This window comes from Rhodococcus yunnanensis NBRC 103083 (assembly GCF_001895005.1).
In the GTDB taxonomy this organism is placed as follows: domain Bacteria; phylum Actinomycetota; class Actinomycetes; order Mycobacteriales; family Mycobacteriaceae; genus Rhodococcoides; species Rhodococcoides yunnanense.
Genome location: NZ_BCXH01000015.1, coordinates 75753 through 89979, shown reverse-complemented (window position 1 = coordinate 89979; position 14227 = coordinate 75753). Strand labels below are relative to the sequence as shown.

Here is a 14227-nt window from a genome sequence, read left to right as displayed (position 1 = left end):
GTCATTGCAGGGACTGTCCAAAAAAGGCGCCCTGCTGTATCGTGGGCCTGTGCGTTGGACTCAGCGATTTAGAAACCCCCGGCCGGAGCATGGCCGCGGGGCTTTTAACGTGCATTCAGTGCACTAGGTCTCCGTAGGTGCGGTCGGGGGAGAGGTACAGACCCTGACCCGCAACCACTCTGGAGGCAACAATTATGGACCCCGAATATCTTACGTCTGAACAGCTTTATCGTGCGTTAAAAATTCGCGATCTCACAGACCCAAGCCAAGGCGAACATGCCGTCCAAGCGCTGCTCAGTGCAGTAGTGACCTCGGTTCAATCTGTTTGGGGTAGCTCAGTTCGCTATGTTCGCAACTCGCCAGTCGTCCCTGTTCGCGAGAATTACGACCGTCTCGGTTATGACCCTTGCGACGTGACTCGCGCCCGCCGCTACACCCGATATATAAGTCCGACAGTCATGCTTCGTAGCCATACGAGCGCCGAACTCCCGCATGCGCTCGAAACCTATGGCGGTCAAGAAGTTGTTGATGAGCTAATTGTGGCTCCGGGCCTGACGTACCGGCGAGATGTGATGGATCGAAGCCATGTTGGCGAACCGCACCAAGTGGATCTGTGGCGAATTTGTAGCACACCTACGATCAACGACAACGACATGCTCACGATGATCAGCTGTTTGGTGGAAGCGGTTCTGCCTGGCGCCGAATGGGCGGTGACTGATGTCGAGCATCCGTATACCGTCGGTGCGCGACAAATTGATGTGCTGCATAACGGTGAATGGCTTGAGCTTGCTGAATGCGGGCGCATCAGCCCTGATGTGATGCGGGGGTCTGGTATTGATCCCGACCAGTGGTCGGGATTGGCGCTAGGCATGGGGCTTGAGCGTGCCCTTATGTTGCGTAAGTCCATCCCCGACATTCGATACCTCAGGGCTGAAGATCCGCGCGTTGCGTCGCAAATGCTCAACTTGGAGCCGTGGCAGCATGTTTCGTCTCTTCCGGCGGCTCGACGTGACATTTCTGTGATCCTTCCAGAGGGAGAGGACGAAGAGACGCTGGGCGACAGAATTCGAGTCGCTCTAGACCACGACGCAGACGTGATCGAAGCAGTCGAAATTATTAGCAGGACCACCCATGATCAGCTACCAGAGGCCGCCCGATTGCGCCTCGGAACCTGCGAAGGTCAAGTCAATTTATTGTTGCGGATTGTGTTGCGCCCGATTGACCGCACGCTCACTTCAGAAGAGGCGAACATGATCCGCAACACTATTTACAAGGCTGTGCACGAAGGGCCGGTGATGGAGCTTATTTAGTGGTGTCAGTTCAGCTCGCCGCCCTGAACCTATGGACGCCAAGGCGGTGAGGTGCCGTCGGTACTTTCGGAGGACGCCCTGCTCGCTGACCGTCGAGTCAGCGAGCAGGCCGATATAGTGCGCCAGCTGAGCTGGCACCCTTCCCGGGTTCGGGAGGTGCTTGGAGCTGAGGCCCCTCGACCAGCGCTTCGTCTAGTGGGCGACGTCTCACCCCAAGGCGGTGTCGGCGCTTGCTCCAGAACCTCGGACTCTTAGGAGATAACGAGTGCAAAACAAGAACCCGCGTTTACGATGTCGGAAATTGAGCGCCATTTTGGCGTGTCCCCGGTGAACGGGGCCACCCTGTTTTAGAGTCTTGTTGCCCACGAACAGGGCAGATAGGACGATGGAGAACATGGCTGGACGGAAGCGGAACTCGGCAGAGGACATCGTGTGCAAGCTACGGCGCGCCGACGAGCTCACCGCTGCAGGCAAGACACAGGACGAGATCGCCGCCGAGCTCGAGGTTTCGGCAGCGACGCTGTACAACTGGCGCCGCCAATACAGCGGCATGGACACCGACGCCGCGAAGGAGCTCAAGGAACTCCGCGAGCAGAACAGCAAGCTCAAACGCCTGCTCGCCGACGCCGAATTGGAGAAAGACGCGCTGCGTGAGGTAGCGAATGACGCTCCTATAGATGTCAAGTGATGAGGGCTAGGTAATCCTGTCGGAGTGCGGTGAAGACTTCGCGGGCGAGGTAGCGTTTTTGGCAGCGGATTATCTCCGGCGTCGATTTGCCTTCTGACCTGCGGCGTCTGCGTAACTGCGAGCTTGGTCGCTGTATCTGAGTCGTACGATGACGGCGGTATGGAGTGCTTGATTGGCGCGTCGGTCGCCTCCGCGGTGTAGACGGTGGCGGTTGGTCTTGCCCGACGAGGCCGGGATCGGGGCGACACCGCATAGATGGGCGAAAGAGGATTCCGATTTGAGACGTTGGGGATTGTCTCCGACCGTGACCAGAAGCGCGGCAGCGGTGTCGGGGCCGAGTCCGAAAACCTTCGACGTTGTGGGCGCTATCGGTGTACACCCTCACGTGACGGTCCCCGTACAACCTCATATGTAGGTGCTCGGCGAGTCCTGTCGTAACTCGCTCACGACAAGGGCCACCCTTCGAATCGTCTACCGCCAAGTCGACGAACCCGAAGGGTGGCCCTTGCCATGATCCTTGATGGAGAGTCTTGGATGAACATCCGCCGTTTCAAAACCTTGCACGAGGCCGGCGCGACCTACGCCGACATCGCCCGCGAATGCGGCTGCGATTGGCGCACCGTCCGCCGATACCTCGCCGAGGATGCACCCGCCCATCCACCGCAGGAGACCTCGCGAGCAGGAACCCAGCAACGTGCCATCGCTGACGACATCGCAGCCATGATCGAGGAGATGCTGCGCGCCGACATCACCATCGCAGCGTCGGTCATTCACGAACGCCTCACCAACGAAAAATCAGTCAACGTCAACTACCAACGCGTCAAAATCTACTGCAGCACAGCACATCCGATCATTCGGGATGAACTCGGCGCCGAAGAATCCGTCCTCGGTAACCTGCACCGCCGCTTCGAAACGATCCCCGGCGCCCAAGCACAGGTCGACTGGGGAGACGAGGGCGACCTGTTCGGCACCGGCCGCAAGGTCTACTCCTTCCACATGGCCCTCTCGTTCTCACGTGATCCGTTCTGCTGCTACACCCATTCGATGGATGCCGCCGCGTTCTGGGGCAGCCACATCCGGGCCTTCGCGCACTTCGGCGGCGTGCCTGGTTCGATCGTCTACGACCGCACCAAAACCATTGTCCGCAAACATGTCCGGCCCGGACATGCCGTACCGCTGCACCCGGCAGCGGTCGCATTCTCCGGGCACTACGGCTTCGACATCGACGTCCTCGCCGCCTACCGGCCCACCGGCAAAGGCCGCGTGGAACGGCAAGTGAAAATAGTCCGCGATCATGTCCTCGCCGGCCGCACCTTCACCGACCTCGCCGACACCGATCGCACCTTCATGGACTGGGTCCCGATCCGCCGGACGCAGGTGCACCGCACGCACCGCGAGGTCATCGGCGTCCGAGCAGATGTCGATCACGCGGCGTTGCGTCCGATCCCGGCCGAGCCGTATCTGGTCGCCGAAGCCCATCTACGGCGCATCGGCAACGACTCGCTGATCTCCTTCGAGGCCTCGCTCTACTCCGTCCCCGCGGACCGTGTCCGGGCAGGTCAACGAGTCCAAGTCCGCGCCGGCAGCGACAACATCGCCATCGCCACCCTCGACAGCGCCGGCGGCGCCGTCCTGGCCGTGCACACACGCTCACACGTCCGCGGCGCCTGGATCGTCGACCCCGCGCACTGGGCATCACTGCCCGACGGCCACACCCGCGCCACCACCGACGGACGCAGCGACGCCGACACCACCGACGCACCGGCCGACGCCGGCGGCATCGACGGATCCGATCCGCTGACCGCGAAGGTCATCTCCCTCGTCGGTCACATCCACGTCGAACACCGGCCCCTCTCCGCCTACGCCGTCTAGGCCACAAACCAAACATCGCAACATCTTTCGCGAACGGGAAGTACACATCCATGAGTTCATTGACCACCCAACGGATCATCGACAACGCCCTCCGGCTGGGCCTGGGCCACACAGCCGAATCGGTCACCGAGTCCGCTGCCCGCGCCGACTCCGCCCAGATGGGCTACCTCGACTTCGTCGACCATCTCCTCTCCGAAGAAGTCGCCGTCCGTGAATCACGGCGGTTCCGCAACGCACTCAAACTCTCCGGGCTCCCGCACCACAAAACCCTCGACGACTTCGACTACACCTTCCAACCCGGACTCGAACCACGCCGGGTACGCGACCTCGCAACCCTCGAATTCCTCACCGGCGCAGGCAACATCGCCATTCTCGGACCACCCGGAGTAGGCAAGACCCACATCGCGATCGGGCTGGCAGTCGCAGCCTGCCAAGCCGGAAAATCGATCTACTTCACCACCCTCGACGACCTCGTCCGCAAACTCAAAGCAGCCGACGCCGCGAACCGGCTCCCTCGCCAACTCGCCAACCTCATGCGACCGTCACTGCTGGTCATCGACGAAGTCGGCTATCTCGCCCTCGACCGCGACGAAGCCAACATGTTCTTCCAGCTGATCAGCCGCAGATACGAGAAGGGATCCACGATCATCACCAGCAACAAACACTTCACCGAATGGGGAACCGTCCTCGGTGACGACGTCCTCGCCACCGCCATCCTCGACCGACTCCTGCATCACTGCGACGTCCTGGCCATCAACGGCCCCAGCTACCGACTCAAAGACCGGCAAGGACTTGTCACACCAGTCGAATCACCGGCATCATGAACCTGCCGGACACCGACACATCAGGTCGTACACACACCGACACGTGAGGTCGTCCACCGATATCCGGCGGCGCGGTACCGATTCTGCGGGTCCAGGATGAGGCGTTGGCGCGGGAGTTTTACATCGACTATTTGGGCTTCGTCGTGGACTGGGAACACCGATTCGATGGCAATCTTCCTCTCTATATGAGGATCTGGCGCGGAGCGACGGTGCTCGATCTGTCCGAACATCACGGCGACTGCGTTCCGGGCGGAGCAGTGTGGATTCCGGTATCGAACGCGTCGGAGTTTCATGCAGAAATCTCCAGCCGGGGGCACCGACGCATGCAACCGGGCATCGACGATGGTGCGCCGGGCGGTCCGACTGTCGAAGTCGTGGACCCGTTCGGGAACGTCCTGCGTTTCTGCCAAGCACGTTAGTTGTTGAAGCGGCTTCCTTCACTGCAATAGCGACGTGGAACCTCCAAACTTATTTGCCCGGCTGGGACGGTGGTCCAACAGGACTTTGATACGAAAGCCGACGCTCTCGCCGCCGCGATCTACGTCATGAGACCCGATATTCTCGCCGTGCAGGAAGTCGCACCCGCGAAGCACTCAAGCAGGTTGTGGGCCGCGTCGAAGGAAAGTGGCGTGTTGAACTCCGCACTGTCGCCACTTCCCTCGGTTCGCCGAAACATCAGAGTCGCAGCACAGCGGGCCAAGATGCGTGGCGCACACCGAGGTTTGCGTGCCGTTCACCCACCAGCCATCCCGAAGTCAGTGACTTGGTCGTGTTGCTTTCGGCTGCAGGCAAGCGCAGTTTGCGCACCGTCAACTGACGATGACAAAAGTGGGCCAATGCAGACTGGCTTACGGCCTGGAGATCAGTCGCCAGACGCAATCTCTATTTTGACATAGGTTGCAGCACAACGAATTTTGTCGCCGGTGACGGAACGTAACGCGAATCTCACTACGGCGAGACACGGGTTGGTTGCCGTTCGACCCGGATCCAGATCGCCGCGCAGAGGCGAGGCCGGCGCGCAGCGGGCCGTCGGTCAAACTGCGACCGGAGGGCCGCTGCGCACCTGGCCAGCCCAGACAGATGCCGGGCAGTATCGCCACTTAGACTCGTATCGTTTTGCCGCAGTTGCCGCAGGTCATCAGACCATGCTGGGTTACCTTCACTCCCACGAAGGTATGGCGGCAGTACGGACAGGTAAGGGTTGGGACAGAGGGCATGTATTTATCCTTCTCTAGGGGCCGACTCGGATGAGTCGACCTGGGGCCGAGATCGCGTATTGCTCTCTTACAGAACGGCTTCAGCGTGTCGATTTGAAGCCGGGGGCCCTGGCGGCCTAGTGTGAAGGAATTCCTTGCAGGGAATCACACTGGAACCTCAGGCAGTCCGACGCCTGAGGTTCCAGGCGTTTCTGCTCATCGAATTGTAGCCTTCATTCCCGAAATTTCGGTGGCGACACTCCGTCTGACCACAAGGTGTGGTGCTCTTCTTTTTCGAAAGCACTACAGGTCGTGGTTTGCGGTAGGTGGCACTTGACGCCGTCACTTGTCCGCTTCCTGGGTAGATGGCGTCAGTGTGGCTGGATCGCTTCCCCTAGATCCAACCCTCCACGACCTACTGGGGGTTATCCCCTCTCGGTGACTGTCGTGTTCGGGTGACGGTCGGCCGTCGCGGGGGTCACATAGCGTCCCGTGATGGCGCTGCGGTGATGGGTTCCGGCACTGTGATTGCCGCCTCGCTCGGTAACGGTTGTGCGTGGGTTCCGCGTTGCGGTACCCCGGGTGACGTAGCGACCTGTAATTGCGCTGCGCGCGTGTCCTTTTGCCATTGTCTTCTTCTTTCGGTTGACCGACTCGGTGTTGAGCCGGACAACTACTACTAAGTGTTGTAACCTCGGAAATCCCTGAAACTTCTATTTCCGAGGTTCATCGTGCGGCCAGACGTCAGCTTGTCGCCCCCGCTGTCTCCTACTGGTTGCCGGCTTCGCGGACGCTCGTGCCACCATTGACCGGCCGCGCTCGACCGGGACGCTGTGCCTGGCCGCGCGAGCCGATTGCGTGCCGAGAGAGGAACGTTCGATTAGTTGATGAATGTCATGCGGGGGCGTGTTCATGATGACTTCTTCCTCGCTAGCTTCTTCTGATAAGTGATCATGTTCTCGACAGCTTTTGCACCGCCGACGATCCCCAGTCGGTCTGCGACCTCTTGGTGTTTGTATCCCTGCGCATAGAGCATGAGGGCGATCTTGGCGTGGGTGGTGGTGACTGAGGCCAGTGCCTCGCGGACTTCGCTGTTGGTGACCACTGAGTCTTCGATACCGCGGATGGAGGCGGCGAAGATGGCCAGAGTCTCGTCATCGGTGATGTACTCCGTCGAGCGGCGAAGGACCTCGGCGTCGTAGTGCTTGCGATAGCAGTTGGCGAACTTGTAGAGACACTGACCGATGAAGTAGGTCCGGAGGCTGGCTCCTCGGGTCGGATCCCACTTTCCCGCCAAGAGAACGTATTTCTTAAAGTACCCCAGGGCTTCGACGACAGTGTCCTCGGCGATGTCGTTGACAACGTGGTCGTCGGTCGGCCAGTCATCGAGTGTCGGCAGACCGTAGCTGGTTCGCTGTTTGACCTTTCTGTAGATCGACCGTTTGCGCATCCAGCTCGTGATGACTGCAAGCCCGTACCGGGCGAGTTCTTGCGCAACCGGGTTCCAGTCACGATCAGCGAAAGAGCTGAGTTGGAGTTTAAGCAGCAGCTCCTCGTCCCCGCCGAGTCGCTGAATGCGCTCGTTCTCACGGTCGAACTCGGCCTCGACCAGCCATCCCTCGACATCAGTGCGGTCTTCGGGTTGTAGATGTGCGCCATCACCAGCAGAGTGCTGTGCGGGCCGGGCCGCTTGATCCATGGCTATGTCTCCGGGCTTGCGAGGGAATGACACCCTCAGCCCTTCGGGTGTCTTTTCCTCTTAAGTGGCCCAGTGGGCCAAATCCCTGAATCTTTCTGGAAATTTTTCCTCGTGAGACCACCACCCTTCACTTACATCCATTCTACCTGCATAGATGCCGGTCAACCTGGCGGCGAGACTCGATATCACTGACTGACTCCCAAACAATGGGGCGGAATGCGGGTCGTCCCGAGCACCGAGCTCACCGCACGCGCACTTACACAGTTTGATAAGCGACACACGTTGGCTTGCGGACCTGACGTCCAACACCTCCGCACAATTCGGCGTCACAGCAGAAAATATTCACCACCGGGAACTATCAGCTGACACAGCTATGGGCATCCGCCCCCACGGTGCAGGGTTTGCCGGGATCCGATATTGGGCGCGACACGATCCCGCGCACACCCATGCCTGTCTGGCCCTCTTCGGCACCGCCGGCGCCCACTCATCGCCGACTGAAGTTTCGGGGAGCTACGAGGTGACCGAGACCGACACTTTCGCCGACCAGCCGGGGGCGCACGCCTCTCGCTCGGGTAGTCTACCTTCGACCCTATGCTTGTAACCAGCGCCGAGACCTCCGATGACCGCGCCGAAGTGCAGGCGTTTTTCGAGACCGTCTTCAGCGGTATTGCGCCGGACGCGGTGCCTTCGGTGCACTACGACTCACTCTACGAGCCCGTGATCCTCATGATTCGTGACCACGCGGGTTCCGGTCGGATTGTGGCAGCCGTCCTCTCCTGCCGAACTACCGAAATTGCTGGGATAGTCGGTTTTTCAGCGAAGGGCAGTCACCTTCATGGGACGGCGCTAACATAGCAACCTCGACTTGATCGCAACTGATGCGGCGCACCGGAATGACGGACTTGCCTCAGCATTGCTCTCGGAAGTGGAGGCCCGGCTGACGCAGCGAGGTGTACGAGTCTGGTTCGGTCGTGTGACCGACGAGCTCGATGCAGAACGGCTTCGAAAGTTCTATTCACGACCAAAAGTCTCGGGAGGTCCATGCCCGGCCACTGAAGTCCGAAACACTCAACACTTTCCGCGTCCACAGACCCGTCTGTGTTGACCAAAGTGTTGAGTTGAAACCAAAACAAACAGCCCCTGAACGCATATAGCTGCAGTTCAGGGGCTGTCTCTGTGCGCCCGAAGGGATTCGAACCCCTAACCTCTTGATCCGTAGTCAAGTGCTCTATCCGTTGAGCTACGGGCGCGTGTTCAGTTGTGCTGGTTCTTGCGAACCAACCGTACTTCATGCTGATCCTTGCGGATCAGCGTGGCGGAGGCGAGAGGATTTGAACCTCCGGACCCGGTGAAGGGTCAAGTCATTAGCAGTGACTCCCATTCGGCCGCTCTGGCACGCCTCCTAGGCTGCCGGCCCTCTCGGACCGCCGAGGAAAGAGATTACACACGCTGAAGCCGTCAGCGCAAAACGCCTGGTCAACCCAGCTGGAGTGAAGGCTGCGATGACCGAGGTGCCCTCATCTGAGGAACGAGTCGAACCAGTCGAAGATTCTGGTTTGGGCTTCGATGAGCGCTGCTGTCGCCGGATCGCTCTCCTCGGCCCCGCCCCACGGTGCTTGCGTTTCGTCGGCGCGGTGTCGAAGTCCGCTGTAGCTGACGATGTTGGTGGCCACCGACGCCCGCATGGCTGCCTCGCGGAGCCCTTCGATGTGCTCCGGCGGGGTCCGGGGGTCGTTCTCGCCGTACAAACCGAGCCACGGCGCTTGTAGCCCCGGCGCGGCTTCGATGAGAGCGACGGCGTCCTCGTTGATGGGTTCGAGGATGCCTGCCGCGGCGACACTGACGGCCGCGCCGATCGGGCGGTTGGTGGCGACGATCAGTGCTGCGGTGCCCGCGTCGTCGAACCCGATGACCCCGACACAGTCCGGATACACCCCACGTGAGGTGAGCCAGTCGAATGTCGCGTCGAAGTCCGCGAACAAGTTTTCGCCGAAGACCTCGTCACCGTCACTGCCTCGATGGAACAGATCGGGGGCGACAGCCAGCCATCCTTCGAGGGCCAGGGACCGCAGCAGGTCGATCAGCGATTCCGGAATCACCCGGGACTCGTGCAGAACGACGATCCCGCCCCGAACATTGCCCTCCGGTGCAATCGCCTTCAGCGGTACCTTCTGCTGAACCGGGGGTAGCTGCTCGGCGTCGTCGTCGGCCTCCGGATCCACGTCGATCCGCAGCACAGCGACATCCGTGAAGATTCCCGACATAGAAACAAAATAGTGCCGACGCGCCCCCACCGGGCCAATACCGCCGGACGCGCACGAAACGTGACCGATTGCCAGGCGCATAATGTCTCCCGTGACCGCTCGCATTCGCACCGACCTCGACGCCATCCCCGCCTACGTACCGGGACGCAACTTCCCCGGCGCGATCAAGCTTGCGAGCAACGAGACCACTCAGGGACCGCTTCCGAGCGTGCGCGACGCGATCGCCGAGGCAGTGCAGAACGTCAATCGTTACCCGGACATCCTCGCCACCGCGCTCGTCGCCGAACTGGCTGCGATGTTGAACGTCGAACCGAAGAACGTTGCCGCCGGCAATGGCTCGGTGGCGCTGTGCCAAGAGGTCGTACAGATCACCTGCGGCCCCGGTGACGAGGTCGTCTTCGCATGGCGGTCGTTCGAGGCCTACCCGATCATCACTCGCGTCGCGGGTGCGACGCCGGTGCAGGTTCCTCTCGACGAGAACCACGTCCACGACCTCGACGCGATGCTCGCCGCGATCACCGATCGCACCCGCGTCGTTTTCGTCTGCAATCCGAACAACCCCAGTGGCACCGTCGTCACCAGATCCGCGCTGGAGAAGTTCCTCGATGCGGTGCCCGCATACGTGCTCGTCGTACTCGACGAGGCCTACTTCGAATATGCACGTGAGAACCCCGAAGGTGAATACACCGATGGAGTCGAACTCGCCCGAGGGCGTCGTAACGTCCTGGTACTGCGCACGTTCTCCAAGGCCTACGGGCTCGCCGGACTGCGCGTGGGATATGCCGTCGGCGATCCGGCGATCATCACTGCCCTCGGCAAGGTTCGCATCGCTTTCGCGGTCAACTCGGTTGCGCAACAAGCTGCTCTGGCGTCACTGGCTGCCAAGGACGAATTGCTCGCCCGCACCGACGCACTCGTCGAAGAGCGTGAACGGGTTCGCAACGCGTTGATCGAATGGGGCTACACCGTGCCACATTCGGACTCGAACTTCGTGTTCCTACCCCTCGGCGACGGCTCGGGCGCGTTCGCCGACAATGCAGCCGAAGCCGGAGTGATCTTGCGCGCCTACGGAAACGACGGCGTGCGGATCACCATCGGTGACCCGCACGAGAACGACGCCTTCCTGAAGTACGCCGCTACCGCCGCACGCTAGAGATCGAGCGCGCGCTCCAGCGTGGGCCAGGCCTCGCGCAGGTCGTCCTGCCAGTACGGCCACTGATGAATACCGTACGGGCGGTACGTGAACGTCGCGGGGATGCCGATGGACCTGAGCTTGGTATCGAACAGCGTCGTGCAGTACAGCGCAGCCGCTTCGAGCGGACCACCCTGCATTGCTTCCTGCACACCTTTCCCGCCAGGACCGAGTTCGTAGGGACCGGGCAGTCCGGTGCCGACCGACACGTAGACGTCCTTGCCGCGCAACGCTTCTGCATTTCGTGACGGGTCGTGTGCAACCCAACCCGGATCGGCGTTCTCGCCCCACATGTTGGTGGCGTTGCCGCCGTTCATCGCAACGGTGGCACGCACTGCGTCCTTCAGATTGTTCTGCGAATTGTCGTAGCACCCACTGAGTCCGGCGACGCCGGAGTACAGATCCGGATGACGGGTGATCAAATCCATGGCCGCCTGGGCGCCCATGGAGACACCTGCGATGGCGTTGGTTCCGTTACCAGAGAATCGAGCATCGATCAGCGGTGGAAGTTCGGAGGTCAGGAACGTCTCCCACTTGTTGATTCCGAGAATCGGATCGGGCACGTTCCAGTCGGTGTAGTAGCTGCTCGAACCTCCGACCGGCAGAACCACGTTGACGTCCTTGTCGGCGAAAAAGCTGACGATGTCGGTCTTCTGCGTCCACGTGCTCTCGAGGTAGTTCGATTCCTTGCCTGCACTCACGCCGTCGAGCACATAAAGACTGGGACGCGGTCCGCCGCCGGCCGGGAGCAATACCTGCACCTGAACGATCTTGTTCATCGACGGCGACTCGACGAACACAGCTGCCCGCCGATCGGTGATCATGTCGACATGGTCGATACGAGCTGCCTTGGCAAACGGCTGCGCACCCGGGTCCGAGCTCCCGGTTCCCGGTAGCGGCTGCGCGGTCACCACCGAGGTACCCAGCAACGACAACGCGATACCGGCCCCCACTGTTGCCAGAACACGACGGTACATCGACAAGTTCATCCTCCCCCGTCACACCGCAAACGGCGCAACCTGAAACAACATTCGCCACCCAACCTAACTCACCCCAAGGTCGGGTCGCCGCGAGTTGTGGCACCGCCCACAATAGCGGCCCCGAAGGCGGTACAAAAGTTCTAGCGGTTCTTTGGGACATGTCCAAAAGGGCGCATGAGCAGCGCCGCGACCAGAAAACACACAGCGCCCACGAAGGTTCCGAAGTTAGCTACGGCAACGTTCGCCAACTCTCCGGTCGACGGGTAGACGAATGTCTCCGGTCGACGGGTAGACGAATGCTGCGATCGCCGAGATTCCGAAGGCGATAGACCCGACCATGTTGAGCCAGGTACTACGCCAATTTCGCGCGTGCGGATCCCACAACTTGTCGGTCTCCGTCGTCGCCACGACGGCCAATCCACTGGCGATGAGAAACGCCGCCGAGCCGAAGACATCCGGTCGCCAGACCCACCGGTCCGATTGCACGGCCGTCAATCCGCTGACCATCGCGATTCCGGTGCTGAGGTTGAACAGCACGGTGCCGACGAACTGAATCGTCGCGGCCCACCAATCGAAACGCTCGACCTTCTCCGACTCGTCGCCGGGAACAGGTCGACCGCTCAGCCGCAGCGCGATGAACGCCGCCGCGGTGAAGAACAGCGAACCCACGAAATACGTGATGTTGTCGGCATCGACACCGACGAGCTGGGCATAGCCCGGAACAGCTGCTATGCCGAACAGCAGCGATCCGATGACAAAACCCCACGACTCACGACGAAGCATCACCCCCTCAGATTCCCTGCTGTGCGATCACCCGGCCACTGTCGACGGCCTCCATCAGCGCCTGGTGATCGGCGGTGTTCTGCACCGTGTACACCTCGGCGAAATCAGTGATCGCATCCTCGAACTTGGTACTCGTACCCACATAACCTGCGATCTCGAATCGATTGCCCGACCTGGCATGCGCGTACGCCAGTACTCTCCCGCACAGCACGCCGTACATCTCCATACCGCTCGGTTCCATGACCTCGATGACAGCGGATCCTTTACCGTCGCGCAATTGGCGCAAATAGAAATCGCGCTTCGAACCATCCGGATCGTGGCTTCGTTGCCAACCGAGAAAGATGTCGCTCGACGCCTGCATCAGCCGTTGACCCTCGACGACCCTGCGGCCCTCGTTGTCGTAACTCGGCCCGGACCAGTACGGCGCGATCACGGACTCCTGCGCTTCCTTCGCCTGCAGGAACAGAGGATCCGATTCATCGGCCCCCTGCATCAGAATCACCCACGCCCTCGTTCCGACGCTTCCCACACCGACGACCTTCCGCGCGAACTGCACCAGATGGAAGTCGTCGAACAGCACCTGCTTGTCGTGTTGGAACGTCTCGCGGTAGGTCCGCAATCGATCTTCCAAATCGCGGTAGGCGCCCGGAGCGTCGTCGATCATGTCCTCGACGGGCACGATCAGCGGCGGATCGGCGATGATGCGACGCCGTCCGTCGACCAGCTCGGTCAGCTTGCCGAGTGCCTGAATGCTGTCCCTGGACCGCGCTTTTCGGACAAGCTGCTGCATGCGTTTGCGTTGGACGGGATCGAGCTGGTTGTGGATCGCCTCGAACTCGTCGGTCACTTCGACGTTGGAGTACCAGACCGCGAGATTTCCGAGTTCGGCTTGGCGTCTGATGGTTTCGCGATACTCGGCCGCGCAGGCGCGAACGATCCGGCGTCGTTGCTTACCCGAGAACTCCCGCGACTTCGCGGCCACTGCAAGACTTGCCGCGAGCCGCTTCACATCCCATTCGAAAGGCCCGGGATGCGTCTCGTCGAAATCGTTGATGTCGAATGCAAGTCGACGCTCGGGAGTTGCGTAGACACCGAAATTGCTCAGATGCGCGTCGCCGCACAGCTGCGTTGCTATCCCGGAGTTCGGGGAACGGGACAGATCATCCGCCATCACCAATGCGGCGCCGCGATAGAACGGGAACTCCGCCGAGACCATTCGGCCGTACCGGATGGGCACCAACTCCGGCACACGCGTCGCCGCCTGTTGTTCCAGCAGAGCAATCGGATCACGCCGGACGACGCGGTGCTCGGCGAGGGACTCGAGCGGCGTCGCGCGACGCGCCGTTTTACCCCGCTTGCGTCTGGCCTCCCGGTCGAGCGTCGGTGTCATCTTTCGATCCTGACTCGCCCCGCACGCCC

General features: G+C 61.1%; 13 protein-coding genes, 2 tRNA genes and 1 pseudogene. 8 read left to right on the top strand and 8 right to left on the bottom strand.

All coding sequences use genetic code 11. The annotated features are described in order from the left end of the window. Nucleotides 1-194 precede the first annotated feature (194 nt). Both srmL and RY1_RS21470 read left to right on the top strand, forming a co-directional pair. Entirely contained in the window at nucleotides 195-1310 is a 1116-nt protein-coding gene (gene srmL / locus RY1_RS21475; protein WP_072806077.1) for a PheS-related mystery ligase SrmL, read from the top strand. A 394-nt stretch (nucleotides 1311-1704) separates the two neighbouring features. After that, nucleotides 1705-1998, top strand: a complete 294-nt coding sequence (locus RY1_RS21470) for a transposase (RefSeq protein WP_169914778.1) — start codon at nucleotides 1705-1707, stop codon at nucleotides 1996-1998. Nucleotides 1999-2067: 69 nt separating this feature from the next. Here the strand turns inward: RY1_RS21470 and RY1_RS21465 are convergent, their stop codons facing one another. Then, on the bottom strand, nucleotides 2068-2310 hold the full coding sequence (locus tag RY1_RS21465; RefSeq protein ID WP_371829498.1) for a transposase: 243 nt from the start codon (nucleotides 2308-2310) through the stop codon (nucleotides 2068-2070). Between the two features lie 222 nt (nucleotides 2311-2532). On the opposite strand from RY1_RS21465, the gene istA reads away from it, so the two are divergent. The 3 genes from istA (at nucleotide 2533) to RY1_RS30730 (ending at nucleotide 5113) form a co-directional block, all read left to right on the top strand. Further along, on the top strand, nucleotides 2533-3870 hold the full coding sequence (istA, locus tag RY1_RS21460; protein WP_072806075.1) for an IS21 family transposase: 1338 nt from the start codon (nucleotides 2533-2535) through the stop codon (nucleotides 3868-3870). A 50-nt stretch (nucleotides 3871-3920) separates the two neighbouring features. Continuing rightward, the gene (gene istB, locus RY1_RS21455; RefSeq protein ID WP_072806074.1) at nucleotides 3921-4694 is read left to right on the top strand and encodes an IS21-like element helper ATPase IstB; all 774 of its coding nucleotides are present in this window, start codon (nucleotides 3921-3923) and stop codon (nucleotides 4692-4694) included. 104 nt (nucleotides 4695-4798) lie between these two features. Beyond that, a complete protein-coding gene (locus tag RY1_RS30730) occupies nucleotides 4799-5113 on the top strand; it encodes a glyoxalase superfamily protein (RefSeq protein WP_371829497.1) in 315 nt (104 codons plus the stop codon). Nucleotides 5114-6800: 1687 nt separating this feature from the next. On the opposite strand, the gene RY1_RS21440 is transcribed toward RY1_RS30730, so the two are convergent. Then, nucleotides 6801-7589 carry an RNA polymerase sigma factor gene (locus RY1_RS21440; protein ID WP_072806071.1) on the bottom strand — a complete coding sequence of 263 codons (789 nt, stop codon included), beginning with the start codon at nucleotides 7587-7589 and terminating at the stop codon, nucleotides 6801-6803. A gap of 591 nt (nucleotides 7590-8180) precedes the next feature. On the opposite strand from RY1_RS21440, the gene RY1_RS21435 reads away from it, so the two are divergent. Further along, complete coding sequence (locus tag RY1_RS21435) at nucleotides 8181-8444, top strand: hypothetical protein (RefSeq protein ID WP_072806070.1); 264 nt, start codon at nucleotides 8181-8183, stop codon at nucleotides 8442-8444. Nucleotides 8445-8454: 10 nt separating this feature from the next. Next, nucleotides 8455-8694 (top strand): GNAT family N-acetyltransferase, encoded by a 240-nt coding sequence (locus RY1_RS31055; protein ID WP_371829496.1) that lies wholly within the window; start codon nucleotides 8455-8457, stop codon nucleotides 8692-8694. Between the two features lie 72 nt (nucleotides 8695-8766). Here the strand turns inward: RY1_RS31055 and RY1_RS21430 are convergent. The 3 genes from RY1_RS21430 to RY1_RS21420 form a co-directional block, all read right to left on the bottom strand. Next, nucleotides 8767-8839, bottom strand: a tRNA-Arg gene (locus RY1_RS21430). 63 nt (nucleotides 8840-8902) lie between these two features. Then, a tRNA-Ser gene (locus RY1_RS21425) sits at nucleotides 8903-8992 on the bottom strand. A gap of 114 nt (nucleotides 8993-9106) precedes the next feature. After that, nucleotides 9107-9853 (bottom strand): dienelactone hydrolase family protein, encoded by a 747-nt coding sequence (locus tag RY1_RS21420; protein WP_072806069.1) that lies wholly within the window; start codon nucleotides 9851-9853, stop codon nucleotides 9107-9109. A gap of 91 nt (nucleotides 9854-9944) precedes the next feature. Here RY1_RS21420 and hisC point away from each other — a divergent pair, with 91 nt between their 5' ends. Further along, complete coding sequence (hisC, locus tag RY1_RS21415) at nucleotides 9945-11006, top strand: histidinol-phosphate transaminase (protein ID WP_072806145.1); 1062 nt, start codon at nucleotides 9945-9947, stop codon at nucleotides 11004-11006. Here hisC and RY1_RS21410 read toward each other — a convergent pair. From RY1_RS21410 to RY1_RS21400, 3 genes and pseudogenes are all read right to left on the bottom strand, one after another. Continuing rightward, nucleotides 11003-12022, bottom strand: coding sequence for an alpha/beta hydrolase (locus RY1_RS21410; RefSeq protein ID WP_072806144.1), 1020 nt, complete (start codon nucleotides 12020-12022; stop codon nucleotides 11003-11005). The genes hisC and RY1_RS21410 overlap by 4 nt on opposite strands. Before the next feature lie 143 nt (nucleotides 12023-12165). After that, a pseudogene (locus tag RY1_RS21405) lies at nucleotides 12166-12808 on the bottom strand (hypothetical protein). A 7-nt stretch (nucleotides 12809-12815) separates the two neighbouring features. Next, on the bottom strand, nucleotides 12816-14198 hold the full coding sequence (locus RY1_RS21400; protein WP_072806068.1) for a DUF2252 domain-containing protein: 1383 nt from the start codon (nucleotides 14196-14198) through the stop codon (nucleotides 12816-12818). Nucleotides 14199-14227: the final 29 nt, after the last annotated feature.